We start from the raw sequence: 25,167 nt of genomic DNA, 5'->3' as shown, positions 1-25,167 counted from the left end.
GCATAAACTTCACTAATATAGCAATGTTTATAAATTGCATCAATTTAAACATCATGTTGGGGTAAAAATTGTTATGATTGCGCCATGAATGCGACTACTAAAGACAAGCCAGAAGTCCAATGGGTGCAAATCGACGAGGAAGCGGTCGGTCAGCGCCTGGATAATTTTCTCTTCACTTTGTTGAAAGGCGTGCCTAAAACCCGGATCTACCGAATCGTAAGGAAAGGCGAGGTCAGAGTAAATAAGGGGCGAGTCGAGGCCAAGTATCGCCTGCAATTGAACGATACGATCAGAATTCCGCCGATCAGAGTCGCCGAGCGTTCCGAACAAATGCTTATCCAGCCGCGTCTGAAATCGAGTCTGGAAAATCAGATTATATATGAGGACGAGGGCTTTCTGGTGTTGAACAAACCCGCCGGGTTTCCCGTCCATGGCGGTAGCGGAGTCAGTTCCGGCGTGATCGAGGCGTTGCGGCAAATTCGCCCCGACAGCCGATTCCTGGAATTGGTTCACAGATTGGATAAGGAAACTTCGGGATGCTTGTTGGTGGCAAAAAAAAGAAGCATATTAAAATATTTACATGAACTGTTTCGCGGCGACGGCGTCGAAAAGACGTATATGGCATTGTTGGCCGGCCAGTGGCGGCGCAAAAAGCAGGTGGTCGATGCGCCCTTGCTAAAGAACATTTTAAAGAGCGGCGAACGCATGGTCGTCGTCAGTAATAAGGGTAAACCGGCGCAAACAAGTTTTGTCCGGTTGAGGAAATTCGCCGATGCAACGTTGGTGCACGCTTCGCCAAAAACCGGCAGAACCCACCAGATTAGGGTGCATGCCGCCTGGCTTGGGCATCCGATAGTTGGTGACGATCGTTATGGCGATGCCGAAACTAACAAGATCTTCAGGAGCAGAGGCTATAAAAGATTGTTTCTGCATGCCGAGCAATTGCGCTTCCTTCATCCCGTCTCTGGCGAGCTGATGCAGTTTAACGCGACGTTACCCCAGGAATTACAAAATTTACTCGATCATGAGCAAACAATTTGATTTGATAATTTTCGATTGGGATGGCACGTTGGTCGATTCGATCGACTGGATCGTGCGTTGTTTACAGCATGCGGCGGTCGAGTGCGGTTGCCAGGTGCCTGATAAAGAGTCCGCCCGGGAAATCATCGGCCTGAGTATCGAGCGGGCCATGGAAACTTTGTTTCCAGGGATTGACGGGTCAACCCAGGAACAATTGATTCGTCTCTATAGTCAACAGTTTTTTTCCAAACAATTCGGCCGCGAGGACCTTTTTGAGGGGGTCTATGACATGCTGGGCAATTTCAAGCAAGACGGCTATAAATTGGCCGTGGCCACGGGTAAAAAAAATGCCGGGCTGGTCGAGGCGATGACTTCGACGGGGGTTGTCGAAATGTTCGACATCACGCGCAGTGCCGATCAGACTGCATCCAAACCGAATCCGCTGATGATCGACGAGATCGTTGCCGCGATGAACGTGAGTAAAGCGCGGACTCTGATGGTGGGTGATTCGGTGCATGATTTGCAAATGGCCCGCAATGCCGGCGTCGCGGCGATCGCGGTGGCGTGTGGTGCGCATCGTTGCGAGGTGTTGCGGCAACACCAACCGTTACACTGCTTGCCCCGGACCAGTGCGTTGATGGGAATGATTTAGGTCTTTTCAATTAAGTTAAAGATTCGTGCGGCCGCCACGCGGCTTTTGAGGTAATTGGGTTTTGAATAGTGGAAAATCAGCAAGAAAATATGAATCAAGATGAAAAAAAAGAAATAGGTTGGGAAAAAGAACTGGTTGAGAAACTGGTTTTTGCCGCCGTCACCGAGCAGCGCAGAAGCCGGCGCTGGGGTATCTTCTTTAAGATGTTGACGTTCGCTTATTTGATCGCAATTTTAGTGATCGCTACTTATCCGCGGTTGAAAAATGAAATGGGGGTGGGCGGTGGTTCCAAAAAACATGCCGCGGTGATCGATGTGCATGGGGTCATTGCCGAAAACGAGTCGGCCAGCGCCGATGTCATTATCGAAGGTTTGCGGGATGCGGTGAAGGACAAGAACACCCAGGGCATCATTCTCAATATCAATTCGCCCGGCGGCAGCCCGGTGCAAGCGGCTTATGTGTACGATGAAATTCGGCGCTTGCGGAAGAAGCATCCCGATATTCCAATTTATTCGGTGGTCAGCGATATTTGCGCCTCCGGCGGTTATTATATTGCCGCCGCCAGCGATAAAATTTACGTCAACCAAGCCAGTATCATCGGTTCGATCGGCGTAATCATGAATGGTTTTGGCTTCGTCGATGTGCTGCAAAAACTCGGTGTGGAGCGGCGCTTGCTGACGGCGGGCGCGCATAAAGCCCTGCTGGACCCGTTTTCTCCGGTTAATGAGGAGGAAAGCCAGCATATGCAGTCGTTACTGGATCAGGTTCATCGGCAATTCATCGATGCGGTCAAAACCGGCCGCGGAGAGCGCCTCTCCGATTCGCCGGAGATGTTTTCGGGGTTAGTCTGGACTGGAACGGAAGGGGTCAAGTTGGGGTTGGCCGACGATTTTGGCAGTGTCGATTCGGTGGCTAAGGAAGTGATTGGCACGGAAACCAAGGTGAATTTTACCCCTCAAGAGCACTTGTTGGATCGCCTGGTGGGGAAATTTGCCGCCTCGTTCGGGCATGCGATCGGCACCATGGCGCCTTCATTGGGCCTGCGATGAGCGTTTGAGTTCAGTTCGGATTCAGGCAGTTACGCCTATAATTAGCATCAAATTCCGACAATGGAATCGAACAAATAGAAAACCGGGAGTTTAAAGCCTTCATGCGACCATTTTTGATCCTTGTGCTTTTGTCTTTGTTTATGGCGCAGACTGGTTTCGCCGGAACGGTGCCCTTCGTTGCGCTGGTAACGTTGGATGAAGCCGTTAGAAACGTCATGCAGCAAGGGCAAAACAAGGTGCTGGCTACCCGTACCGAAACAATTGCCGGAAAGCGGGTTTACATCATCAAGGTTTTGACTCCCAAAGGCCGGATTCAGCATATCAAGATCGATGCGCAAAGCGGCCGGACGATTAGGTAGAAGGATTGAACGATGCGATTATTGCTAGTGGAAGACGAACAGGTTTTATGCGGGCAGATCAAGCAGTTTTTTGCCGACAAGGGGTTTGCCGTGGATATCGCCCATAGCGGCAGCGACGGTCTTTATTTGGCGACCGAATATCCGATCGATGTGGCGGTCGTCGATATCGGTTTGCCGGATTTTTCCGGTATCGAGCTGATCACGAAACTTCGCGCCCGCAACAATACTTTGCCGGTATTGTTGTTGACGGCGCGTAGTCGTTGGCAAGACAAGGTCGAAGGGTTGGAGGCCGGCGCCGATGATTATTTGGCGAAGCCTTTTCATTACGAAGAGTTGATGGCTCGGGTCAACGCCTTGTTGAGGCGTTCCAAGGGCAATGCTCATCCGGTATTGAGTTTCGCCAATATCAAACTCGATACCGTTTCCCAGGATGTCACCGTCGACGGTGAGTTGGTCGAATTGACCGCCTACGAATACAAGGTGTTGGAATACCTGATGTTTAGGCAAGGCGAAGTAGTTTCCAAGGCGGTGTTGACCGAACATATTTATGACGAGGATTTCGACCGCGACAGTAATGTAATCGAAGTCTTTATCGGCCGTCTGAGAAAGAAAATCGATCCTCAAGGCGTCACCAAGCCGATCGAAACTCTGCGCGGGCGGGGTTACCGCGTTCCGGCGCAAGTCGGTGCCGCCGCGGAGTCGTGAAGGCCCGTTCCCTTAGTTTTCGGCTCTTGTCCGCGGCCGGCCTGGTTCTGGCCGCTTTTTTCTTTCTGGTTGCATTGGTGTTGGAGCAAGCCTTTCAACAAAGCACCGAGCAAGCGCTGAGGGAAAAACTGCAAATACAAATCTATTCGTTGTTATCGGTTGCGGAGATGAATAGTTCGCTGCAACTGAAAATGCCCGCCATCTTGCGGGAACCGCGTTTCAGCAATCCGGGCTCCGGCTTGTATGCCGTCATTCGCCTGTCCGATCAGAGTTTGGTATGGCGTTCTCCCTCTTCAGTAGGTATCGAACTGCCCGTTGCCTCGCAATTAAAGCAGGGCGAATTTGCCTTTGTCAGAGACAGCGAACAGCGATTTGTGCTGCATTATGCCGTGATGTGGGAAAACGAGGCAGGTTTCGAGCGGGCTTATGTGTTTACTGTCGCCGAGGACGGCCAATTTCTCAATAATCAGGTCGCCGAATTCAGGGCGACGTTAACCGGTTGGCTGTCGGGAATCGGTTTGTTGCTGGTATTGATTCAGTTTCTGGTGTTGCGCTGGGGGTTAAAGCCCTTGCGTCAGATCGGGGCCGATCTCGAGCAGATCGAGGCGGGACGGAAAAGCCGATTGGATGGATGCTATGCCGCGGAATTGCAAGGTGTCGCCAGCAACCTGAATGCGTTGATTAGCAGTGAGCGGGCGCATTTGGAACGCTATCGCAATACCTTGGCCGATTTGGCCCATAGCCTGAAAACGCCGTTGGCGATTTTGCGGGGCTGTGTCGAGGAGCCGGTCGTGAACCGGGAGACGGTGCATAATCAGATTTCGCGGATGAATGAGATCGTCGAATATCAATTGCAAAAAGCGGCGGCGAAAGGGCAGGCTAATCTCACCGGTAAGGTCGACGTCAACGATATCGTGGATAAAATCATTGCCTCATTGACCAAGGTTTATGCCGACAAGCGCATCGATTATCGCTTGGCTGGGGACAAGGCGTGCCGGATCTATGGCGAGGAAGGCGATGTTTATGAGATTGCCGGCAATTTGCTGGACAATGCGTCGAAGTGGTGCCGACAGCAAGTGCGCGTGGCGTTAACCGATCTTACTGACAGTTCTAATCAGGCGTTTTCGTTACTGATGGTGGTCGAGGATGACGGTCCGGGCATCGTCGAGGAGAAAATGGGCGAAATCCTGCGGCGCGGCGTGCGCGCCGACGAGAATATCGCCGGGCACGGCATCGGCATGGCTGTCGTCAATGAACTGGTCGGATTGTGGGGAGGCCGTTTGCTAGGCGATCAAAGCCCCGAGCTGGGCGGCATGAGATGGCAGGTCTACCTGCCTTAATGGAAATTATTTCCGTTATGCGGTTGCGTCAGGGAAATAATTCAAGCATAATACGCGTCTTTCAGTCGTCGGCTGGATTAACAATGGTTGCCGTGTCGGTCCTCTCGCAACGATACGCTGTAAACCCCGCCAGGCCCGGAAGGGAGCAACGGTAGCAGCAGATTCGTGTGCCGGGATGTGGCTGGCATGGTGGCCGCCCAATCTCTATATTCCGTTCGAGTCTAATGACTTATCAGGTACTCGCCAGAAAATGGCGGCCGCGAAATTTCTCCCAGCTTGTCGGTCAGGAACATGTCAGCCAGTCGCTGATTCATGCATTACAACATGACCGTCTCCATCACGCTTATCTTTTCACCGGAACGCGGGGGGTCGGCAAGACCACGGTAGCCCGCATTTTGGCCAAGGCGATCAATTGCGAAAATCCGGTCGATTTCAATCCGTGCGGGAAGTGCCGGGTTTGCCAGGATTTCGAGCAAGGCCGTTTCATGGACTTGATCGAGGTCGATGCCGCCTCGCGCACCAAGGTTGAAGATACCCGCGATTTGCTCGATAACGCCCAATACGCACCGAATCAGGGGCGCTATAAAGTCTATCTGATCGATGAAGTCCACATGCTGTCCGGACACAGTTTCAATGCGTTGTTGAAGACGCTGGAAGAACCGCCGCCGCATGTCAAATTCCTGTTGGCGACCACCGATCCGCACAAGATTCCCGTCACCGTCCTGTCGCGTTGCCTGCAGTTCAATCTGAAACGGCTGTTGCCCGAGCAGATCGACGGCCAGATGAAATATATTCTGGGGCAGGAGGGAATAGCGTTCGAGGAAAACGCAATCAGACTGTTGGCCCGTTCCGCCGATGGCAGTATGAGGGATGGTTTGAGCCTATTGGACCAGGCGATCGCATATGGCGGTGGCGCTGTGCGTTACGAGGATGTCGCCGCAATGTTGGGAATCGTGGCGCAACAGCCGGTGGACGACATTTTGAGGGCGCTGGCCGATCAGGATGGCAAGGCTTTGTTGCGGACCGTCGCCGACGTTGCCGAATTGACGCCTGATTTCGGTGAAATTCTTCAGCAAATTATACGGGTATTGCATCGTGTCGCTCTGTCTCAGCAGATACAGGAGCTGGTCGACCAGGAATTCGACCCCCAGTTAATCGCCGATTTGACGAACCGTTTATTGCCGGAAGATGTGCAATTGTTCTACCAGATTGGTTTGATCGGACAACAGGATTTGGATTTGGCCCCCGATCCGCGCAGCGGCTTTGAGATGGTGCTGTTGAGGATGCTGACGTTCAAGCCGAAGCAGGCTGCCGTGACGCCGACGGCGCCACCGAACGAATTAACAGATCGAACTAATCCTGTCGAGCCGCAAAAGCCGGCTGTGTCCAGTGGCGAGGCGCGAACGCCGGCAAAGTCGGTTAGCATCGTTGCTGAGGAGCAAAGTGTCTCCGCGGCTGTCGAACAGCCTTCCCCGACTCTGGAGCAGCGGCGTGTTCGTGACGATAATTGGTCGGACATGATCGTTGCCATGAAAATCCGGGGTATGACCCGGGAACTCGCCAATAACTGTGTTTTCCAAGGCGTTGATGACAAGGAATGCCGTTTACTCATCGATCCGGCCCACAAACATTTGTTAGGCGGCAGGAGCGAGGAAAAATTACAAAAGTCCCTGCAGGATTATTTTGGCAAGGCCGTGAAGTTGCGCATTACCACCCAACAATCCGATAATGAGACCCCGGCGCTTCGTAGGCAGCGGGAACGGGACGAGCGTCAACAAGCGGCAGTGGATGCAATCAATGCCGACGACAACGTAAAAGCTTTGCAAGAACAATTTGGCGCCAGAGTCTTGTCAGGCACCATAGAACCTATTGACGAATAGTGGAGTATGTATGAAAAACGCATTGGGTAATATTATGCAGCAAGCCCAAAAAATGCAGGAAGACCTGAAAAAGGCCCAGGAAGAGTTGGCGGCCATGGAGGTTCAGGGCGAATCCGGCGGCGGGCTGGTGAAAATTATCATGACCGGCAAGCGCGAAGTCAGGAAGGTCGCGATCGACGATTCGCTGGTAGGCGACGACAAGGATATGCTGGAAGATTTGGTGGCGGCGGCGATCAACGATGCCGTGCATAAAGTCAGCAAGATGAAGAAAGAGAAAATGTCCCAGGTCACGGCCGGTATTCCGATTCCTCCCGGTTTTCAAATGCCGTTCTAATTAGCTCGTGATGCAGGGAAAAGGGCTGCTGGGGGAGCTGATTCAAAGCTTTTGTTGTTTGCCGGGCGTCGGACCGAAATCCGCCCAGCGCATGGCTTTCCATTTGTTGCAACGGGACCGACAAGGCGCGGAACAACTTAGCCGTATCCTGGCCAGGGCGGTCCACGAGATAGGCCACTGCCAACGTTGCAGAACGTTGACGGAAAAGGAATTATGCGATTTCTGCGACGACTCGGCACGCGATGACAGTCTGTTGTGCATCGTAGAGAGTCCGGCCGACGTTTGGGCGATCGATCAAGCGACGGTCTATAAGGGGCGTTATTTTGTATTGCATGGCCGCTTGTCTCCGCTCGACGGCATCGGGCCCGATGAATTGGGCCTGGACGAATTGGAAAGGCTCATGCAGTCCGGACCATTGAAGGAAGTTATTCTGGCGACAAATTCCACCGTGGAAGGCGAGGCAACGGCCCAGTTCATTGCCGAATTGGCGCGTAAATACGCTATTACGGCAAGCCGTATCGCCCATGGCGTGCCGATGGGGGGGGAGCTGGAATACATCGATAGCGGAACCTTATTTCATGCCTTCAGTGGACGGCGACAAGTGTAATATTCAGGCGAAAAGGGGAGAGCGATGAGCGATTGCTTATTCTGCAAAATGGTGGCCGGAGACATACAACCGGACGTGGTGTACGAGGACGATAAAGTGCTGGCGTTCAGGGATATCAATGCCCAGGCGCCAACCCATATTCTGATTATTCCAAAACAGCATATCGCGACCTTGAATGAACTGGAGGACGCCGAATTAGGCGGGCATATCCTGAAATCCGCGGTGACCATCGCAAAACAGGAAGGTCTGGCCGAAAACGGTTACCGCACCGTCTTCAATTGCAACAAGCACGGCGGCCAGGAGGTGTTCCATCTGCACATGCATCTGTTGGGCGGTCGGCAAATGTCCTGGCCGCCGGGTTGAGGTTGCGGCTGTTTACATCTGAACGCAAAGAAATGGCTGAAGTAGGTGGCGTGGCTGACGATGCCTCATTGCTGGCGGTAACCTACGAAACGGAAGGCGAAGTCGTCCGCAGTCGTGAACTAGCCGACCGATTAGGCGTCCTGTTATTGCCGATCGAGGAAGCCAAACTGCGACAAAGCGCCAGCTTTTTTCTGATTTACCGGGACGGTTGTTTGAAACTGTTGGACCGGCCGTTGCTGAACAAAGGCGGGCTGATGGTCGAAATCGATCCGCGTCCCGGCGAGCAGCATTCCTGGCCGGCGCCTAAAACCGGTGTATTCGCCCAGGCTATCGGCAAGAAAACCCGCACTATTGTGGATGCCACCGCTGGATGGGGACAGGATAGTCTGGCTATGTTTCGAATGGGGTATCGAGTCGCCTGTATCGAACGCTCGCCGGTGATGGCGGAATTGATTAGGGACGGTTTGGAGCGCTTGGCTGAAAAAGACTGGGTGCGCCGGCGTTCGCTGCCGGTTCCGGAATTGATCGTCGGAGATGCCATAGAGATTTTGCAAGGCTTGCCCGAACGCCCCGATTGCATCTATCTAGATCCGATGTTTCCGCCCAAGCGTAAAAAATCGGCGCAGGCGAAAAAGTCGATGGCCGTGTTGCGCGATATTTTAGGTGACGACCTAGATCGGGAGGCATTGTTTGGCGCCGCCTTTGCCGCCACCGGCAAGCGCGTCGTCGTGAAAAGCCCGGATTATGCTGAGCCGTTGGGGGCTAAACCCGACCAGAGTTTTCGGGGTAAGTTGGTGCGTTATGACGTTTATTTGAAACCATAAGGAGTGAATATGTCGGAATGGGTCGATGTCATCGCGGCCGATGCGCTGGCCGATGGCGAAAACGTGATTGTCGATGTCGATGGCAGCGAAGTCGCGGTGTTTAAAATCGACGGCCAGTTTTATGCCATTGAGGATGTCTGCACACATGACGGCGCGGAAATCGCCAGCGGCGAACTGGACGGCGATGAAATCGTTTGTCCGCGCCATGGCGCGCGTTTTTGCGTGAGGACCGGCGAAGTCAAATGTCCGCCGGCTTATGAAAATATCGCGACATTTCCGCTGCGGATCGTCGATGGGCGTGTCCAGGTCAGAGACGACCGTTGGGAGTGAGTGCGTCTAAACGCGTGTATTGTGCGTCCCCTGCTTTTCCTGTGTGGTAAATTACGCACTTTTTAAAATTCAACGCCATCCATCATGAGTTACTTTGTTTGGGATATCGATCCGGTACTTTTGTCCTTGGGCCCGTTGCAGATACGCTGGTACGGGCTAATGTTCGCCGCTGCTTTCATGACCAGTTACGCTTTCATGGCTTGGATTTATAAGCGCGAACGCAAGAACGTCGAGGAACTGGACAGGATGTTGTGGTATTTGGCGATCGGCACCGTGGTCGGAGCCCGTTTAGGGCATTGCCTGTTTTATGATCCTGACTATTATTTCAGCCATCCATTGAAGTTTTTCGCCATCTGGGAAGGGGGGCTGGCCAGTCACGGCGCTTATATCGGGGTATTGATCAGTCTTTATTTATATCAACTGAAAACCGACGACAGCTATCTTTGGTTGTTGGATCGGGTCGCCGTGTCTTGTATTCTCGGCGCCAGTCTGGTCAGGATAGGTAATTTTTTTAATTCGGAAATTTTAGGTTTGCCCACCGATGTGCCGTGGGCGATAATTTTTGCCCGGGTCGATTCCGTACCCCGGCATCCGGTACAGCTCTATGAATCGGCCGGCTATGTTCTGGTTTTCGCCGTTTTGCTGGTGGCTTATAGAAAAACGGCGGATAAACCGATTAAAGGTTTTCTGACCGGTTTGTTCACGGCTTTAGTGTTCCTGGTGCGGTTTTTTCTGGAATTCGTCAAAACACGGCAGGAATCTTATAGCCATGATTTTTGGATGACGACCGGTCAATTGCTGAGCATCCCTTTCTTTTTGGTCGGCGTGTTTTTCATCGTTTGGTCATTGCGCCGATATCGGATGAATTCAGCCCTGTAAATCAGTCGGTTATAGGGCTATAATAACCGGTTCGTTATTATGCCGATCAGCCAGCGGCTTTTCGGTTTTTCGTTATTGGATAAACATTCATGCAAGAAATTAATCCGATTAAACACCAGATCGTCGACCTGGAAGAACGGGTCGTGGCGCTGAAAAATTATCTGGATTTTGCCGCCAAAAGCGAGCGCCTGGTCGAAGTGCTCAGAGAACTGGAAGACCCGTCCGTCTGGAATAACCCGGAACAGGCGCAGGCCTTGGGCAGGGAACGCGGTTCACTGGAAGCCGTGGTCGATACCATCAATGAATTGGATCAGGGCCTGGCCGATGCCGAGGAATTGTTGTCGATGGCGGTCGAGGAAAATGATGAAGAGACCGTCGACACCGTCGCCAATGATTTGAACGGCTTCGAGGGGAAAGTCGAGGAATTGGAGTTTCGGCGCATGTTCTCGGGCGAAATGGATGCCAATAACGCCTTCCTCGATATACAAGCGGGTTCCGGCGGAACCGAAGCGCAAGATTGGGCATCGATGATCGAACGCATGTATCTGCGTTGGGGCGAGCGCAAGGGCTTCAAGACCGAATTGATCGAGGAGTCGCCGGGCGACGTGGCCGGCATCAAAAGCGCCACGATCAAGTTCGAGGGCGAATATGCCTTCGGCTGGCTGCGCACCGAAACCGGCGTGCACCGCCTGGTCAGAAAATCGCCGTTCGATTCCGGCAACCGCCGCCATACGTCGTTTGCCGCGGTGTTCGTGTCGCCGGAAATCGATGACGATATCGAAATCGATATCAATCCGGCCGATCTGCGCATCGACGTCTACCGGGCCAGCGGCGCCGGCGGCCAGCACGTCAACCGGACCGAGTCGGCGGTCAGGATTACCCACAATCCGACCGGTATCGTCGTGCAATGCCAGAACGACCGCTCCCAGCACAAAAACAAGGATACGGCGATGAAGCAATTGAAAGCCAAGCTGTACGAGCTGGAGATGATGAAGCGTAGCGAAAGCCAGCAGGCGGTCGAGGATTCAAAGTCCGATATCGGCTGGGGCAGCCAGATTCGCTCTTATGTGTTGGACCAATCGCGGATCAAGGACTTGCGCACCAGTGTCGAAACCGGTAACACCCAAGCCGTGCTGGACGGCGACCTGGACCAATTCATCGAAGCCAGTTTAAAAAGCGGTCTTTAATCAATTATGAAGTTCGGATGGGCGCAGGCTCATCCTTATTGGAATACGTAAAACATGTCAGAAATCGAATTAGACGAACAGGAACAGATCAAGCAACGACGCAGCAAGCTCAACACCCTGCGGGAAAATGGCATCGCCTTTCCAACCGATTTTCGCCGCAATGTCGTCAGCGGTGAATTGCTGGCGGAATATGGCGAAAAAAGCAACGAAGAACTCGAGCAGGAGCCGATTCGGGTGAAACTGGCCGGCCGCATGATGACGCGCCGAATCATGGGTAAGGCCAGCTTCTGCCATATCCAGGACATGTCCGGCAAGATACAACTGTATGTGACCCGCGATGCGCTGCCGGAAGGCTTTTATAACGAACAGTTCAAGAAATGGGATATCGGCGATATCATCGGCGCTGAAGGCACGCTGTTCAAGACCAAGATGGGCGAGCTTACCGTTCGGGTCGACGATATCCGCTTGCTGACCAAGGCCTTGCGTCCGCTGCCGGAAAAATTCCACGGCATCGCCGATCAGGAAATCAAATACCGCCAGCGTTATCTGGACCTGATCATGAGCGACGAGTCGCGCAAGACTTTCCTGATGCGTTCCAAAATCGTCACTTATATTCGCGAATTTTTGATTGCGCGCAGCTTTTTGGAAGTCGAAACGCCGATGATGCAAATGATCCCCGGCGGCGCGACAGCCAGACCGTTCACGACGCATCACAATGCGTTGGACATGGGCTTGTATTTGCGCATCGCGCCGGAGTTGTATTTGAAACGGCTGGTGGTCGGCGGTTTCGAGCGGGTATTCGAATTGAACCGCAACTTCCGTAACGAAGGGCTGTCGACCCGGCATAACCCGGAATTCACGATGCTGGAATTTTATCAGGCCTATGCCGAATATACCGATCTGATGGATTTGACCGAGGAAATGCTGCGCGGCCTGGCGCAGGACATCGTCGGACAGACCGTGATCGAATACCAGGGCGAGCAGTATGATTTCGGCAAGCCTTTCGACCGCATGACGGTATTGGAGTCGATACTGCATTTCAATCCGGAATTGACCGAGGACGATCTCGCGACCCGGGAGGCGGCGGTCAAGGTGGCCGAGAAACTGAACATCCCGGTCAAGGACAATTATGGGCTGGGTAAGGTGCAGATCGAAATTTTCGAGAAAACGGTCGAGCACCGCCTGATGAATCCGACCTTTATTACTTCCTATCCGGTGGAAGTTTCGCCCTTGGCCAGACGCAACGATGAGGATCCGCACGTGACCGATCGGTTCGAATTCTTCGTCGGCGGACGCGAAATCGCCAACGGTTTTACCGAGTTGAACGACGCCGAGGATCAGGCGGAGCGTTTTCGCAAGCAGGTCGAGGAGAAAGAAGCCGGCGACGATGAGGCGATGCATTTCGATGCCGATTACATTACCGCGCTGGAACACGGTATGCCGCCGACGGCGGGCGAGGGCATCGGTATCGACCGGCTGGTGATGTTGCTCACCAACTCGCCAAGTATTCGCGACGTGTTGTTGTTCCCGCATATGCGGCCGAAGAGTTGACAGAGTTGAAAATCGACACCGGCGCAGTGCGGCGCTAATTTATTGAAATCGTGCCGATGACGGCGTGGTTCGGATGACGGGGGTTCCCGGTTTTAACGTAGAGAGAAATATGGCAGTTAACGAACAAGAATTTAAGAGTGCACTGAAATTATGGGCCAGTGGCGTGACCGTAGTGACTTCCAAGACCGAACAACACGGTATCAAGGGAATGACGGCCACGTCGTTCAGCAGCGTTTCTCTGGAACCGCCATTGATTCTGGTTTGTATCAATCAAGCCGCGGATACCGGGGAAGTGATGTTGGAAGGCAAGCATTTTGCCGTAAATATTCTGAATGCCGAGCAACAAGAGGTCTCCAATCAATTCGCCGGCGGCAGCAGCCAAGAGGAGCGTTTCGCCAACGTGGCATGGCATGAAGGCGTTTTAGGTTCCCCCATATTGGACGATGCGCTGGCTTCCATCGAATGTAAGGTGGTACAGCAGGTTTTGGCGGGGAGCCATTGGGTTGTAATCGGCGAGGTGGAAAAAGTGGCCTGCCGCGATGGTGATCCTTTGCTCTATTACAATTCAGGATATCGAACACTGACGGCGTGATGGCAAAAAGCTAAATAGAGAGAAATTTAAGCGAAAAGTTCCAGTCCTTTGTTTTATTATAGGAAACAATAAAGCCTTTTTTTGTAGGATTGTTTGTTTTTAGTCGATCAATTATAGTTTGCGACAAGTGATTAACTTATATCGATAGGATATGAACATGAACATTCTGCATAAAGATATTCTGGTTGGGGTGCTGTTTGTCAGTGGAATCTTCGGGTTTATGTCCGGAGAATTCATACTTTCAACAGTCATGTTCGCGACCGCGACCGTGTTTAGTAATTTTTCATCATCGGCCTAACTTCTCGGCAATCGGGTCGTTCTTTTTGCCGAAACTGATAAAAACTCCCAGAGCATCGGCGATGGGAGTTTTTTATTGCCGGTCGATCAAGCGCGATGATGCATTGCGTTACTCTCTTGCCAGTAGATAATCGGTGAACCCTTGTAATTGCTGCAAGGTTTCATGCTGGGGAATCAGGTTTCTGAGGGTATAGAGCCGTGTCTTGGCGGCCAGCACTTGTCGCTGCGCTAACAATTCGAGAATCCGGGCGCACTGTTGCTCGATAAGTTGGTCACGCAGCAGCATAGCCAATTTGGACTGCTTCAGCAGGAGGGAATGCTGTAAGGCGTCGAGGCTTTGCGCTGCCTGCTCGTGTTGCCAATAGTACAGGGCTTTGCGCAACCACAATTGGGCGCCCTGTTCCGCCACCAACGCCTTGCCCAGATCGCTGCCGCAACGCTGGCAAACGGTCAGTCCACGTAGGCGGGCGTTGCAACAGGGGCAGCGTTCCATCACGATTCCAGATAATAGATGATATCGTTCAACTGTTCGACCGGTTCTTCCAGTCCTTCGATATCGCCGGTATCGATACAATTGCTGATGGTTTCGATCAGATCGATCATATCTTCCTTGTCTTCCGCCGAAACCTGGTCGAACAAGCTTTCGGCTTTGGCGATCAACTCGTGCGCGCCGATGATTTCCGGCGCGGTCGGTTCGGGTTCGGCGGCCGATTTTTCCTTAAATTTCTCGGGGTCCGATTCCAGTTGGCCGAACAAAGAAGTGATACGTTGTTTGGCCTTGTCGAGGGTTGCGCCTTCCAGACGGGACAGGGCGTTTTTGATCGTGATCGACTTTTCCAGCCCGGTGGCTTTTTCCTGTGCCGACACATGCAGAATGCCATTTAGATCGAGATCCAGTGTCAATGTGATGATGTTGCCGGCCTTGACGTCACGCAACCCTGAGACCTCAAACTCGCCGATCTCGATGTTGTTCAGCGCGTCGGGATCTTCGCCCTGATAAATCGCGATCTCGACTTTTTCTTGGCCGTCATAACTGGTCATGAACGCTTCGGTCTTGCGGATCGGCAGGGCGCTGTTCTTGTGGATGACCGGCACGAACATGAAGGGGTAATATTGTCCGTTCAATGTGCCGATCGCGCTGGTGCCGTAAGTATAAGGCGTCACGTCGACTAGTACGGTATCGACTTGCTGGCCTGCGACCATGGCGGCTTGGGTGGCAGCGCCGAGCGCTACGCACAGATCGGGGTCCACTTCGCCATGCGGCTCGAAGCCGAATTCGTTGAACAGACGTTCGCGGATGCACGGTGTGCGGGTCGAACCGCCGACCAAAATGATCTCGTCGATGTTCGAGGCGGTCAATTTGGCGCCTTTCAGGGCGATATGCACGGCATCCAGAGTGGCGTTGATATAATCCTCGATCATCTCCTCGTATGCCATGCGGGACAGTTCGACCGACAAATGAATGGTTGAGCCTTGATGTTGCAATAGGTGTTCTTCCTCTATACGCGTGTAAGGTTGGTCGGACAGTTGTAATTTAGCCTGTTCCGCCGCCCGGGTAATGCGCGCCATCGCCTTGCTGTCGCCGCTGGCATCGGCCTGGTGGTGTTCCCGTAGATGAGTGAGCAGGAAATCGACGATTTGTTCATCGAAATCGTCGCCGCCCAGATGATTGTCCCCATGACTGGCCAATACCTCGACCACGCCGGACTCGATGTTGACCACGGAAACGTCGAAGGTGCCGCCGCCCAGGTCATACACCAGCATGCGCTTGGCTTCTTGCTGGCCGGCCCCATAGGCGAGGGCGGCCGCGGTGGGTTCGTTGATCATGCGCACGACTTCCAGTCCGGCGATTTCCCCGGCCTCACGGGTGGCCTGGCGCTGGGCGTCGGAGAAATAGGCCGGCACGGTGATGACCGCCTTATTGACCGAGTGGCCTAAATCTTGTTCGGCGGCGGCCTTCAGGCGTTTCAGGATGATCGCGGAGATTTCCTGCGGCGTGAAAGACTGGCCGGCCAGCTTGACATGGGTGTCCTGCCCCATCAGGCGTTTGATCGATTTGACGGTGCGTTCCGGATAGACGAGATACTGGTTTCTGGCGGTTTCGCCGACAATGACCTCGCCGTTATCGTCGATGCCGACGAACGATGGCAGGATTTTGTTGCCGCCAGCGGCAATAACGCGAGCCTTGCCTTGTTCGACGATAGCGACTTCCGAGTTGGTGGTACCTAAATCGATACCGATAATGATGTCATTCATAATGAAGTTACCGGGGATTGAATTTTGTTGACTTTGACTTCCGCCAGCCGCAAAACCTGATCGTGAAACAGAAAGCCTTTGCGTAGCTCTTCCAGGACGACACCGTTGCCGAATTCGGGATCATGTCCCGTGGCTATGGCCGTCATCGTATGGGGGTCTAGCGCCTTGCCGACGCAATCGATCGGTCGGATGTGGTAATTGAGCAATAATCGTTCGAAGCGGTTGAGCGTCATCTGCTGTCCCTCGTGAAAACGTTGGATGAAGTGAATGTCCTTGTCTCTGGAGCGCTTGAAGAGTTTTTTGACGGGGCAGTAGCCTTGTAATATGTGCAGCCCGGCAGTCAGGCGGTCGTAGATATCGACGAACTCCAGCAGCATGGTACGGGTAATTTCCTGTTGCTGCTGGCGCAGGCGGTCGTCGTGCCGAGTGAGTTCTTTGGCCAGCGCGGCATTGTCGTTTTGCAGTGTGTCCAACGACGAACCGAGCGTATCCAAAGTGTTTTTGAACTGTCTGGACTCGGCTTTTACTTCCGTTTTTAGCGTCGCCATTTCTCCTAGTAACATCGCCAGATCGACGGCAGCAGGCTGACTGTTTTCCTCATCGAGTCTGCTTTGCTCCAGATAGTTCTGGAATTGCTCGAGCAAGTCGTTTTTTTGTGCGTCAGTGGTCATCGTTGGTCGGGGTCGGCAAGGGCGTTCAGCAGGTTGGCATCATCCAAGCCAGCGCTTAACAGCTGTTTGAATTGCTCCGGGCTGATTTGAATGTTCGTGGGTGTTTTCAACGCCTGATTTAAAAGCAGATCGAAGTCGGCGGTCGGCAGATCGAATAATTCCTGCCGCAGTCTGCTTTTATGGTCTTTGATCGCGGCGTAGGCTTGGTTGATCAGCTGAAACTTTTCCGAATCGCGTTCCGGAGGAAATTGTTTAACCTGATGCAAATAGGCCTGTTTAATTGCGGCATCGTTGGCGCCTTTAGAGACGCCAAGGATTTCATAGGGATTTTTCATGGTTTGCGTAAGATCAAAACGGAAACGGAAAAGAAGGGGTAGAGGATTGTTGCGCGTCGAAATAATCCAGCACGTCCGCCACGCTGATATTCACATCGAAGCCGAGTTCATCGGCTGCCCTGAGCATCATCAGGGCGGTGAATAAATCCGGATTGTTCATGATGGCTACCAGGACATTGCTGTCATTGCCGACCGATTTGCTCAGGTCTCTAAACAACCGTTCCGGGGAAATTTTTGTCAGTAATTTTTCCAGTTTTTGGTCGATCTTTATCATAATGCTTTCCGGTACATGGGCAAACAACTGCTCGATAGGGTCATCCGCCATGTTTTGTTCTATTAAATCATACAGCTGGTCCATGGCCGGCATTCTGTGCGCTTCGTCATAGCGATCGAGATATTGCTCGATAAGCACCCGAGCGCGCTGGTCTTTATCCTGGATGGCCAGTTCGTGGTTAAGTCTCAAGCTGTGTAATTGAGTATAATTACAGCGTGCCGGATCTCCGCCGGTTTCGGCATAGACTTGGTAATAAATCCAGATCGGCTTTTTCCGCGAAATTGCTACGCTTTTGACGCAATGCCGCATCAATTCGAAATGCTCGAGTTGGTACAGGGTTTCACATAGGCTTAATAACAGGGTGTCTTCCTTAGCCAAATGCGTCAACGATTTTTTCAGCGGGGCCTTGATTTTATCGAGCGCTTTGCAAAGCAACTCCTGTCGGCCTGATTCTAAGCCATATTCGCTCAATTGTTGCAGCAAATGGCTCAATTGCGTTTTCGAGAGAAGATAATCGGTCGCCGGCGGCAATGCTCTCAGCAGTGTTGCAACCGGCAGGCCGCATATTAGGGCTTCGGTGGCGGCCTGAAAATGCATATTGAGTGGGTCGCGATGCATTGTTGCCAGAGTATCCTGCAACAGTTTCAAGCCTTGTGCTTTATCTTCGGAAGCGAAGGTGAGCAGGGCGCGCAATAATTGTGCTTGCGGGTTTTGATTCTTGCCGGCCCTAAGTGCTTCGGCTTGTTGAATTTCTTTTGCGGCGAGTTGGTATTTCTTGCTTTTCAGTTGCTTGCGGGCGTGATTCAAGTGTCCCGAAAGTACGGTTTTTTTGGCGAAGCTATTTAAGGGATCGATTTGCAATATTTTCCTGGCATATTGCACGGCCTTTTTATAAGTTTGGTTGCGGATAGCGGATTCGACGACAAGTGTTAACAGTTCGACATCCTGCGGAAACTTGGCTTCGGCTTGCTGCAGCCATTGTTTATAGGGGCCGGCGGTTTCGTTGGATTGTCCGTAAAAGCGAAGGATTTGCAGCAGGCTGTCCTTGTCGTCCGGGTCGTAGTCCAGGCTTTCACTCAGCAATTGCGTGGTTTGCTCGGAGTCCTCCTGGTGTTTGGCCAGATGGCGCAGAATCAAGGCAATTTTTACGGCGTTGTCGCCGTCCTGATGGGTTAGCTGCTGGATATATTGGCGCCAGTGAAATTCGGCTTCCTGGTAACGATGCTGTTGTTCGAGGCGCAATGCCTTGAGGCGATGGTTTTCGAATTCATCGAGGGCGCCGAAGTTTTTCTTGTATTCTTTCAAGCCTGCCGGATAGTCGTTTAGCAGCACAATGCAAAAACGTTGCGCCAATTCGATCCCGAACAGGGATTGAAACTGAATGGCCAGATTGAATTTTATCTTGTCGGACAGCCTTCCCTGCTGCATGCTTAAGGTGTCGACCAGTTTCTGTCGTTGTTTGTCCAGGGCGAGGATCGCACCAATAAGCCGGCGCTGATGCGAGCTTAGTTTGCTCATTTCTTCGGCCAATTGGGCGCCGCTCAAGGTGCAGAGACGAATGAGTGCGGCGACTGCGGCGTAAGGCGACTGCGGCGGAATTTTGTCGAGTGATGGCGGGATCTCGGCCAACGAATGCGACGCCTTATGGCAAGCGTTGATCAAGGCGCGCAAATCGCGCAAGGCGGAACGATAAGGCAGGGCTTGCATCGCTTCGCGGACACTCTTCATATCTTCTGCCTTCAGTGCTTCTTGGGCAATAACGAGATGAGCGTACAAGGCCGAATCTTGTGGTAAACATTCATGCCATTGCGGATGGCGGGCCAGAATCAGCAATCCCAAGACAGCGGAAAGCTTGGGATAATCCTTATCCAGTTGTTGAGCGGTCAGTTGCCTCAGGGCCGTTTCGGTTTTACTCTGGTTGCCGGACAGGATTAACCAGAGCATATAATGGTCGTAATCCTGATAAGGCGGTTGCGCATATTGGGTATAACTCTCCCAAAGCGCCAGAGCCTCTTGGATCATCCCTCGGGCGGCAAAACTTTTCGCTCTTTGCAGGTAGCAATGCGCCAACTGCCGATACCACGCGTCGTTATCTCCTTGTTGCAGGAGTTTTTTATATAAAGCGATGGCTTCCTTGTAATGCCCGGCATTGGCCTGGGCCAGGGCCTGTTGTTCCAAGTTGTTGACCGCTCTGGAGCCGGTGGAAGTATTGTCTGACATTCGAATAATGCTGTTGCTAAAGGATATTGTTGCACTGACCTTTATTGTAAGTGATTTAAGAGCAATGCTACAGACTGATTAGCGCTACCTGGCAACGATCCGTCAACTCGTTTGTCTGCGAAAGGAAAAAGGCAAATCGTCAAGACGAGCGGAGACAATGTCATGACGAGGAGACGATAAAATAGAAGGTTTTGCGGTTAGCTGTGTCGCGGCTGACCTAGCCTCCGGCATGATCATCATGTCGTCAATGTATAAGGCCTCCGCTCATGAGCGAGGACGAAAGGCGGGGAATTCGGCGCTAAATCAAGCCGCCAGGTCGCGCTCGATATAGCGCTGGCGTTTTTTCTCGGTAATCTTGTCCAGTTCGACCATTATCAGGCTGTCGATGCAGTTGTTGAAATCCGGGTCGATGTTGAAGTCGATGAAATGACAGCCCTTGTCGGTGCATAGCTCGACATATTGCTTGTACAACGTGGGCACCTTGACGCCCAGTTTTTTCAATTCGCTGTTCAGAATCTTATAACTGGCCTTGTAGTCGGCGCCGAATTCCGCCGCAGCGAATTGCCGGGTTTGCTCGGAGACGACGAATGGCGTTCTGGCCTTGGCCAATTGCTGTTCGGAGCCGAACTGCTTTTGATAAAAGCTGATGATGACTTCCTTGGCCGGTTGCGGGTAGGCGTTGCTGATGCTGACCGGGCCGAATAAATATTTGATCTGCGGCTGTTCGCGCAAATAGGCGCCGATGCCGTACCACAGGTAATCGAGGCTGCGTTGCCCCCAATAACGCGGCTGCACGAAACTGCGACCCAGTTCGATGCTATGCGGCAGCAGGGCCTGGAATTCGCTGTTCAGGTCGAATAACGTATTGGTGTAAAAGCCCTCCACGCCCAACGCGGCCATGATTTTGTGGCCTTCGCCGATGCGGTAAGAACCGACGATTTCCAGATCGTTGTCGTCCCACAACACCAGATGGCTGTAATAAACGTCGTATTTATCCAAGTCCCGAGGTTGGCCGGTGCCTTCCTCGACACTGCGGAAGGTCAATTCGCGCAGGCGGGCGATTTCCTGCATGACTGGGCAGTCGTCGCGATATTCGTAGAGGAAAATCTTTTTGCCGTCCTTGGTTTCGCCTAGCAGGCGAGATTGATATAACGCTTTCTTCAAGGCTTTGCTGTCGACCGGGTGGGCGACCGTGGCGATGGTGTCGAACAACGGTTTCTTGCCTTTTTTGCCCAGATGCATGACATGCTTGCGGAAGCGCTGGCTCAGCTCCTTGTTGGATTCGGGGCTATCGGTAAAGGCACGGTAAGGCACCGGCGCGCCGACTTTGAATTTGAGTTCCTGCTGTTTCTTATTGAACATTTCCTGCACCAGCAGCATCGTGCCCATCGGTTTGTAAAGAGTCGATGCGGCATAAAACAGCGCGGAATTGCCTGCCTTGATATGAATCGGCAGCACCGGGCATTTGGCTTTCTTGGCCAGTTTGACGAAGCCGCTTTTCCATTTGCCGTCGCGCACGCCTTTCGGCGTGATACGGGATACTTCGCCGGCCGGGAACAATATTACCGCTTCCTCGTTTTCCAGCGCCTGCAGCATCGCCTTATAGGCCTGCTTGTGCAATTTCTTCTCCGACAAGATGTTGACCGGCAGGAAGACCGACTTCAACGGTTCCATGTGCGATAAAACCTGATTGGCGACGATGCGCACATCCGGTCGTACCGAGCGGATGAGTTTGATCAGTGCCAGGCCGTCCAACGTGCCGATGGGGTGGTTGGCGACGACGATCAGACGGCCTTCCGCGGGAATGTTGTTGTAGGATTCAGGGCTGACCTGATAGCTGAACTGGAAATGTTCAAGCAATTTATCCAGAAAAGCGAAGCCCCGCAGATGCTGGTTGTTGGCGATGACCTCGTTGAAGTCGTCTTCATGCAGCAATTTCTTGACGACTTTCAGCACCACTTTGTTGTCTTTGCCGATTTTCAGGTCGGGGTAGGTTTCTCTGAGAATTTTTTCGGCATTGATCATGATAGTTTTCCGTTTCTTTGCTTCATTCGCCGGGATTTTAAGCGCCGAATATGTCAGGATTGTGAAGGTTAACGATGTCTTAGCATGTCAAACCATTGCTCGAGCGTTTCCGCTAGCCAGAGCGGTTCGTCCAGCGGCAGGTCGTGGCCGGCTGTGGGATGTCGGCGATAGTCCGTTTGCCATAGTCGGTGTAATTCCAAGCTGCAGCGGTAATCGACCAGCCTATCGGCTTCGCTGGCGACAATAAGTATGGGTTGTCCGGGTTTTGCGGGAAGCTGGAATTTGGCCGCGGCCGTTAATTGTTTGCGGGCGCTAACCGACGAAACCGGGTATTGTTGTTGCCAGCGCCGCCATGTTTTCAGCAATTCGTCATCGTTCCGATAGCGGTTGGAGGTCAATGCCAGGATATCCCGTTCTCGCGCGGCTTTGCTGTGAAACAGCATTTTCAGCACGGTTGGGTAGACTTGCCAGCGCAGGCGGCGATAAAACGGTGATAGCTTACGGGCGCTGGTGTTGATCAGTACGGCGCTTGCAATTTCTTGAGGATAGCGGACCATCCAATCGAGCGCCATCATGCCGCCCATCGAAATCGCGACCAAGTTCAAGGGCTGCTTGTCGTCGATCTGTCGGCGCAAGGCCTCGGTCATCGCAGCGATTGAATCCGGACTGGTTTGCCGACAAAAACGGCCGTTACCGGGCAGGTCCGGGCTTAGGATCGTGGCGTTGGGAAACCGCTGTCGAAAGTAATCCGTGAAATTTCCCCAGTGCCGGGCTTCCCTCAGCATGCCACGGATCAGGACGAAGCAATCAGGGTTGTGCATCGGGATACCAAAGTTCCAGGGCTTGCCGCGCCATGTCCCGGGTGTGGCTGGCGATCAACCATTGACGGTAGGACAGGGTGGCATGCAGTAAAAACTCCATCAACACCAGGTGACCGCGCAATACACGGTTGATCCGGTGCGGCTTGATCGGATGAAAAAAACCCAAGGAATTGCGCATTTGTAGCGGGTTCTTGCGAATCCAGCGCCAGGAGCCCATTTCCAATGTCAAAGGCAAGAAGATATTGCTGTGATCCAGCGTTTGCAGATACAGGTAATCCCATAAATCGCCGTGGGTCAGGTAATGTTGCGATTGCGGTTCGAAGCGGTAATTTTGATAGGGATAGGTTTGCATGAACAATTGACGCAGATAGTACACTTCGCCAAGGTGTTTGATCGGTTCGATGCGGCTTTTTGCATAGGGAAACCAGATTTGATTGTGATAGCCGAAACCGGAGTGGCAGTCCAGCACCAGGCTGAACGGCGAAGGGATGACTTCCCGCTTAACATAATCGCATAATGTCCGGGCTTCCAGTTGCATCGGTTCATCGATGTTGCCACGATACCAAGGTAGCAATGGCGAAATACGATGGCCACCGCCCAACCAGACGGTTCGTTCGTCGCTGTCGACCGGAGCGTTGCGCATCAGATCGATGCCGTTACCATTGGCGCGGGTATGATTGAGCATGCCGACCGGATTGATCAACGGCAAGACATTGATGCGCACCCGCTGCAGGATGTCGGTAAAGGTCAAATCCCAATGCAGTCGTTCCAGCATGCTTTCCAGAAATGCCAGCACCACCAGTGTACCGATGCGTTCCAGACCGTGGATGCCGCCGACATAAGTGATGCTAGGCAGGCATTGGTCTTTGTTGCCCAGAGTCAATGCATAAACCGGTAATGATTCATCTCGATAAGGCACATGGCAGAGAATTTCTGTCGTTAAGAATTCGTTATGATCGCGTTGAATGAGGGCTTCGATTCGCCGAAGTTCCGGTAACCGTTCCAGAATTGATTCGCCGGTCATCGTGTTCCATTGTTACTGTAATTAAACAGCCTATTCTAATCAATTACGCCGGGGATTTTGTTACGATTCAATGAAGGTGGACTGAGGATAAATTGAGAGGGTCAGGAATTTTTTTCGCGTTAATTGATCATATCTAACTTTATTCGTTTATTAAGGGGGGAGGCATGGATTTCTTTGATACGCTCAATCTTTATCTAATGAATCATCCCATCATGCTTAGCCAATTAGCGCTTGCCTTCAGAATTAAATTCTGGTTATTGTTGGGTTTGGCGATTTATTTTATGTTGTTACCCGTTCGCCAACGGCAAAAAGACCTTAAGCATCAGGAAGAACTTGCCAAGGCTAAAGACAAGTTTCTTGCCTGAAAATTTGCCGGGACCGACGCCTACCGGGAGCAAAAATACGGCGTTATACCCATCGTAGCTCAAAATTCGGCGCCTCCTTAGACATTGCCGAAAATTGAAGTGCTATAAGTATATTTGGCATCGACCGGCTTTTAGAATATGAAAAGTCATTCGCTGACGCGAAGCGGTTGGAGTAAAAATCTCGGGAAAGAAAACAACGCCGGCATAACATTCTGGACACATTCCGAACGCGACCGGAACAGTTCCAATAGTGCGGGATCGAATGGTTGATCATGCTTCCGTGGCTCGGCGGTATATGTCTGCCATTCGAGGCACTTCGAGGCCAGCCTCGCGGGCATAGTGCAGCGCCCGTTTCAGCCTTGCCGGGGCACTGCGGCCGACGCTATTACGATTGGGACAATCCTCTATACCTTCCACCATGCCGGCGATGAGTTTTTCCGCCGGCAAGTTTTGGTCGGTCAGCCATTCCAGGATGGCGACCGCTTCCAGGGCCACTTCGCGCATTAATCCTTGGTGTTGTTTCCATAAATTGCCGGCACTGCCGCCGCAGGCTAGTCCGCAGATATTGACGGTCATAATATACAGGGATTTGCGTAATAACTCATATAACAACTCGTCTTCGTTATTCAATACGCGCTGGGGAATTTTGATCGCGTCCAAGGCTTGCGCCAACAATTCGGCTTGGGGGCCGTAGACCGGCGTATAAAGGATGTTGGTCAAGGCCATTTCCGGTTTTTTTTCAAACCAGACCACGGCAACGCTCGGCTCGGCAATATTATGGCGCTGCCAATGCCACGGCAGCAATTCGTTCTGCACCAGTCCCACTTTATCGCGCCAGGAGGCGGGCAGTTGCTTCAGGACCGCATCGAGCTCGTTTTCCTGAACCGTAATCAAAACCAGACAGGGCGAGGGGATGCGGTCGCATTCCTGTTGCATGTCCATTTGCCGGGTGATGGGGTAAACCGGATGTCCGCAACGCAAAAAACCGCGGGCGAATTCTCCGCCTAATTCTCCGATGCCGATAAGTACGATGGGTGCTTTCATGTTCCTGCCGAAATCCAAATCAGGTTGTGCATTATAACAACTGGTGTCGGGACGAAAAGAGATGGGCGGGTATTTTTATCGCTTCGGAACACGAAAATTTCATGCGTTAGGTAGGGTTTTTCGTTTATTTTTCGATAAAATGGGAAATTTATTCATTTAACGG

General features: G+C 52.4%; 27 protein-coding genes and 1 other RNA gene. 19 read left to right on the top strand and 9 right to left on the bottom strand.

The genetic code is table 11. The annotated features are described in order from the left end of the window. Positions 1-84: 84 nt before the first annotated feature. The 18 genes from rluC to EP25_RS23585 all read left to right on the top strand — a co-directional run bounded on the left by rluC (position 85) and on the right by EP25_RS23585 (position 13,970). Positions 85-1,041: a 23S rRNA pseudouridine(955/2504/2580) synthase RluC gene (rluC, locus tag EP25_RS0107220; protein WP_031433250.1), complete on the top strand. Its 957-nt coding sequence runs from the start codon at positions 85-87 to the stop codon at positions 1,039-1,041. Then, positions 1,025-1,672 (top strand): HAD family hydrolase, encoded by a 648-nt coding sequence (locus EP25_RS0107215; protein ID WP_031433249.1) that lies wholly within the window; start codon positions 1,025-1,027, stop codon positions 1,670-1,672. Before rluC ends, EP25_RS0107215 begins: the two co-directional genes overlap by 17 nt. Positions 1,673-1,761: 89 nt before the next feature. Beyond that, positions 1,762-2,721 (top strand): signal peptide peptidase SppA, encoded by a 960-nt coding sequence (gene sppA, locus EP25_RS0107210; protein ID WP_031433248.1) that lies wholly within the window; start codon positions 1,762-1,764, stop codon positions 2,719-2,721. A gap of 122 nt (positions 2,722-2,843) precedes the next feature. Continuing rightward, on the top strand, positions 2,844-3,080 hold the full coding sequence (locus EP25_RS0107205) for a PepSY domain-containing protein (protein ID WP_235185986.1): 237 nt from the start codon (positions 2,844-2,846) through the stop codon (positions 3,078-3,080). A gap of 12 nt (positions 3,081-3,092) precedes the next feature. Then, a complete protein-coding gene (locus tag EP25_RS0107200; RefSeq protein WP_031433246.1) occupies positions 3,093-3,785 on the top strand; it encodes a response regulator transcription factor in 693 nt (230 codons plus the stop codon). After that, positions 3,782-5,125 carry an ATP-binding protein gene (locus EP25_RS0107195; RefSeq protein ID WP_031433245.1) on the top strand — a complete coding sequence of 448 codons (1,344 nt, stop codon included), beginning with the start codon at positions 3,782-3,784 and terminating at the stop codon, positions 5,123-5,125. The genes EP25_RS0107200 and EP25_RS0107195 overlap by 4 nt, the downstream gene beginning before the upstream one ends. A gap of 93 nt (positions 5,126-5,218) precedes the next feature. Next, positions 5,219-5,315: signal recognition particle sRNA small type (ffs, locus tag EP25_RS22910), an RNA gene on the top strand. Between the two features lie 34 nt (positions 5,316-5,349). After that, complete coding sequence (gene dnaX, locus EP25_RS0107190; protein ID WP_031433244.1) at positions 5,350-7,005, top strand: DNA polymerase III subunit gamma/tau; 1,656 nt, start codon at positions 5,350-5,352, stop codon at positions 7,003-7,005. Positions 7,006-7,015: 10 nt separating this feature from the next. After that, positions 7,016-7,339 carry a YbaB/EbfC family nucleoid-associated protein gene (locus tag EP25_RS0107185; RefSeq protein ID WP_031433243.1) on the top strand — a complete coding sequence of 108 codons (324 nt, stop codon included), beginning with the start codon at positions 7,016-7,018 and terminating at the stop codon, positions 7,337-7,339. A gap of 10 nt (positions 7,340-7,349) precedes the next feature. Continuing rightward, positions 7,350-7,946: a recombination mediator RecR gene (gene recR, locus EP25_RS0107180; protein ID WP_031433242.1), complete on the top strand. Its 597-nt coding sequence runs from the start codon at positions 7,350-7,352 to the stop codon at positions 7,944-7,946. 24 nt (positions 7,947-7,970) lie between these two features. After that, positions 7,971-8,309 carry a histidine triad nucleotide-binding protein gene (locus tag EP25_RS0107175; RefSeq protein WP_031433241.1) on the top strand — a complete coding sequence of 113 codons (339 nt, stop codon included), beginning with the start codon at positions 7,971-7,973 and terminating at the stop codon, positions 8,307-8,309. Between the two features lie 32 nt (positions 8,310-8,341). Beyond that, entirely contained in the window at positions 8,342-9,133 is a 792-nt protein-coding gene (locus tag EP25_RS0107170; protein ID WP_051906991.1) for a class I SAM-dependent methyltransferase, read from the top strand. A 9-nt stretch (positions 9,134-9,142) separates the two neighbouring features. Further along, on the top strand, positions 9,143-9,463 hold the full coding sequence (locus EP25_RS0107165) for a non-heme iron oxygenase ferredoxin subunit (RefSeq protein WP_031433239.1): 321 nt from the start codon (positions 9,143-9,145) through the stop codon (positions 9,461-9,463). Between the two features lie 84 nt (positions 9,464-9,547). Continuing rightward, a complete protein-coding gene (gene lgt, locus EP25_RS0107160; RefSeq protein WP_031433238.1) occupies positions 9,548-10,342 on the top strand; it encodes a prolipoprotein diacylglyceryl transferase in 795 nt (264 codons plus the stop codon). An 89-nt stretch (positions 10,343-10,431) separates the two neighbouring features. Further along, positions 10,432-11,529: a peptide chain release factor 2 gene (gene prfB / locus EP25_RS0107155; protein ID WP_031433237.1), complete on the top strand. Its 1,098-nt coding sequence runs from the start codon at positions 10,432-10,434 to the stop codon at positions 11,527-11,529. Between the two features lie 54 nt (positions 11,530-11,583). Then, positions 11,584-13,080 (top strand): lysine--tRNA ligase, encoded by a 1,497-nt coding sequence (gene lysS, locus EP25_RS0107150; RefSeq protein ID WP_031433236.1) that lies wholly within the window; start codon positions 11,584-11,586, stop codon positions 13,078-13,080. 109 nt (positions 13,081-13,189) lie between these two features. After that, a complete protein-coding gene (locus tag EP25_RS0107145) occupies positions 13,190-13,672 on the top strand; it encodes a flavin reductase family protein (protein ID WP_031433235.1) in 483 nt (160 codons plus the stop codon). 157 nt (positions 13,673-13,829) lie between these two features. Then, complete coding sequence (locus tag EP25_RS23585; protein ID WP_200875018.1) at positions 13,830-13,970, top strand: hypothetical protein; 141 nt, start codon at positions 13,830-13,832, stop codon at positions 13,968-13,970. Positions 13,971-14,078: 108 nt separating this feature from the next. Here EP25_RS23585 and EP25_RS0107135 read toward each other — a convergent pair whose 3' ends face one another. The 8 genes from EP25_RS0107135 to EP25_RS0107100 all read right to left on the bottom strand — a co-directional run bounded on the left by EP25_RS0107135 (position 14,079) and on the right by EP25_RS0107100 (position 23,595). Then, entirely contained in the window at positions 14,079-14,462 is a 384-nt protein-coding gene (locus tag EP25_RS0107135; RefSeq protein WP_051906463.1) for a hypothetical protein, read from the bottom strand. After that, positions 14,462-16,225 (bottom strand): Hsp70 family protein, encoded by a 1,764-nt coding sequence (locus EP25_RS0107130; protein ID WP_031433233.1) that lies wholly within the window; start codon positions 16,223-16,225, stop codon positions 14,462-14,464. Before EP25_RS0107130 ends, EP25_RS0107135 begins: the two co-directional genes overlap by 1 nt. Continuing rightward, positions 16,222-16,896 carry a nucleotide exchange factor GrpE gene (grpE, locus tag EP25_RS0107125; protein ID WP_031433232.1) on the bottom strand — a complete coding sequence of 225 codons (675 nt, stop codon included), beginning with the start codon at positions 16,894-16,896 and terminating at the stop codon, positions 16,222-16,224. The genes EP25_RS0107130 and grpE overlap by 4 nt, the downstream gene beginning before the upstream one ends. Continuing rightward, a complete protein-coding gene (locus EP25_RS0107120) occupies positions 16,893-17,231 on the bottom strand; it encodes a J domain-containing protein (RefSeq protein ID WP_031433231.1) in 339 nt (112 codons plus the stop codon). Before EP25_RS0107120 ends, grpE begins: the two co-directional genes overlap by 4 nt. Positions 17,232-17,244: 13 nt before the next feature. Next, the gene (locus tag EP25_RS0107115) at positions 17,245-19,725 is read right to left on the bottom strand and encodes a tetratricopeptide repeat protein (protein ID WP_031433230.1); all 2,481 of its coding nucleotides are present in this window, start codon (positions 19,723-19,725) and stop codon (positions 17,245-17,247) included. 303 nt (positions 19,726-20,028) lie between these two features. Beyond that, a complete protein-coding gene (locus EP25_RS0107110; RefSeq protein ID WP_031433229.1) occupies positions 20,029-21,750 on the bottom strand; it encodes a lysophospholipid acyltransferase family protein in 1,722 nt (573 codons plus the stop codon). A 68-nt stretch (positions 21,751-21,818) separates the two neighbouring features. Then, positions 21,819-22,571 carry an alpha/beta fold hydrolase gene (locus tag EP25_RS0107105; protein WP_031433228.1) on the bottom strand — a complete coding sequence of 251 codons (753 nt, stop codon included), beginning with the start codon at positions 22,569-22,571 and terminating at the stop codon, positions 21,819-21,821. Further along, a complete protein-coding gene (locus tag EP25_RS0107100) occupies positions 22,558-23,595 on the bottom strand; it encodes a M14 family zinc carboxypeptidase (protein ID WP_031433227.1) in 1,038 nt (345 codons plus the stop codon). Before EP25_RS0107100 ends, EP25_RS0107105 begins: the two co-directional genes overlap by 14 nt. Positions 23,596-23,759: 164 nt before the next feature. Here EP25_RS0107100 and EP25_RS0107095 point away from each other — a divergent pair, with 164 nt between their 5' ends. Next, positions 23,760-23,960: a hypothetical protein gene (locus EP25_RS0107095; protein ID WP_031433226.1), complete on the top strand. Its 201-nt coding sequence runs from the start codon at positions 23,760-23,762 to the stop codon at positions 23,958-23,960. A 270-nt stretch (positions 23,961-24,230) separates the two neighbouring features. On the opposite strand, the gene EP25_RS0107090 is transcribed toward EP25_RS0107095, so the two are convergent. After that, complete coding sequence (locus tag EP25_RS0107090; RefSeq protein ID WP_031433225.1) at positions 24,231-25,004, bottom strand: hypothetical protein; 774 nt, start codon at positions 25,002-25,004, stop codon at positions 24,231-24,233. Between the last annotated feature and the right edge of the window lie 163 nt (positions 25,005-25,167).

The sequence above is a fragment of the Methylomarinum vadi genome (assembly GCF_000733935.1).
Classification (GTDB): Bacteria; Pseudomonadota; Gammaproteobacteria; order Methylococcales; family Methylomonadaceae; genus Methylomarinum; species Methylomarinum vadi.
This window is presented reverse-complemented; position numbering and strand designations above follow the sequence as displayed.

Excerpts from the sequence above, each read along its gene's own strand:
- rluC (WP_031433250.1), top strand. The coding sequence starts at position 85 with ATGAATGCGACTACTAAAGACAAGCCAGAAGTCCAATGGGTGCAAATC.
- EP25_RS0107215 (WP_031433249.1), top strand. The coding sequence starts at position 1,025 with ATGAGCAAACAATTTGATTTGATAATTTTCGATTGGGATGGCACGTTG.
- sppA (WP_031433248.1), top strand. The coding sequence starts at position 1,762 with ATGAATCAAGATGAAAAAAAAGAAATAGGTTGGGAAAAAGAACTGGTT.
- EP25_RS0107200 (WP_031433246.1), top strand. The coding sequence starts at position 3,093 with ATGCGATTATTGCTAGTGGAAGACGAACAGGTTTTATGCGGGCAGATC.
- dnaX (WP_031433244.1), top strand. The coding sequence starts at position 5,350 with ATGACTTATCAGGTACTCGCCAGAAAATGGCGGCCGCGAAATTTCTCC.
- EP25_RS0107185 (WP_031433243.1), top strand. The coding sequence starts at position 7,016 with ATGAAAAACGCATTGGGTAATATTATGCAGCAAGCCCAAAAAATGCAG.
- recR (WP_031433242.1), top strand. The coding sequence starts at position 7,350 with ATGCAGGGAAAAGGGCTGCTGGGGGAGCTGATTCAAAGCTTTTGTTGT.
- EP25_RS0107175 (WP_031433241.1), top strand. The coding sequence starts at position 7,971 with ATGAGCGATTGCTTATTCTGCAAAATGGTGGCCGGAGACATACAACCG.
- EP25_RS0107170 (WP_051906991.1), top strand. The coding sequence starts at position 8,342 with ATGGCTGAAGTAGGTGGCGTGGCTGACGATGCCTCATTGCTGGCGGTA.
- EP25_RS0107165 (WP_031433239.1), top strand. The coding sequence starts at position 9,143 with ATGTCGGAATGGGTCGATGTCATCGCGGCCGATGCGCTGGCCGATGGC.
- lgt (WP_031433238.1), top strand. The coding sequence starts at position 9,548 with ATGAGTTACTTTGTTTGGGATATCGATCCGGTACTTTTGTCCTTGGGC.
- prfB (WP_031433237.1), top strand. The coding sequence starts at position 10,432 with ATGCAAGAAATTAATCCGATTAAACACCAGATCGTCGACCTGGAAGAA.
- lysS (WP_031433236.1), top strand. The coding sequence starts at position 11,584 with ATGTCAGAAATCGAATTAGACGAACAGGAACAGATCAAGCAACGACGC.
- EP25_RS0107145 (WP_031433235.1), top strand. The coding sequence starts at position 13,190 with ATGGCAGTTAACGAACAAGAATTTAAGAGTGCACTGAAATTATGGGCC.
- EP25_RS23585 (WP_200875018.1), top strand. The coding sequence starts at position 13,830 with ATGAACATTCTGCATAAAGATATTCTGGTTGGGGTGCTGTTTGTCAGT.
- EP25_RS0107135 (WP_051906463.1), bottom strand. The coding sequence starts at position 14,462 with ATGGAACGCTGCCCCTGTTGCAACGCCCGCCTACGTGGACTGACCGTT.
- EP25_RS0107130 (WP_031433233.1), bottom strand. The coding sequence starts at position 16,225 with ATGAATGACATCATTATCGGTATCGATTTAGGTACCACCAACTCGGAA.
- grpE (WP_031433232.1), bottom strand. The coding sequence starts at position 16,896 with ATGACCACTGACGCACAAAAAAACGACTTGCTCGAGCAATTCCAGAAC.
- EP25_RS0107120 (WP_031433231.1), bottom strand. The coding sequence starts at position 17,231 with ATGAAAAATCCCTATGAAATCCTTGGCGTCTCTAAAGGCGCCAACGAT.
- EP25_RS0107115 (WP_031433230.1), bottom strand. The coding sequence starts at position 19,725 with ATGTCAGACAATACTTCCACCGGCTCCAGAGCGGTCAACAACTTGGAA.
- EP25_RS0107110 (WP_031433229.1), bottom strand. The coding sequence starts at position 21,750 with ATGATCAATGCCGAAAAAATTCTCAGAGAAACCTACCCCGACCTGAAA.
- EP25_RS0107105 (WP_031433228.1), bottom strand. The coding sequence starts at position 22,571 with ATGCACAACCCTGATTGCTTCGTCCTGATCCGTGGCATGCTGAGGGAA.
- EP25_RS0107100 (WP_031433227.1), bottom strand. The coding sequence starts at position 23,595 with ATGACCGGCGAATCAATTCTGGAACGGTTACCGGAACTTCGGCGAATC.
- EP25_RS0107095 (WP_031433226.1), top strand. The coding sequence starts at position 23,760 with ATGGATTTCTTTGATACGCTCAATCTTTATCTAATGAATCATCCCATC.
- EP25_RS0107090 (WP_031433225.1), bottom strand. The coding sequence starts at position 25,004 with ATGAAAGCACCCATCGTACTTATCGGCATCGGAGAATTAGGCGGAGAA.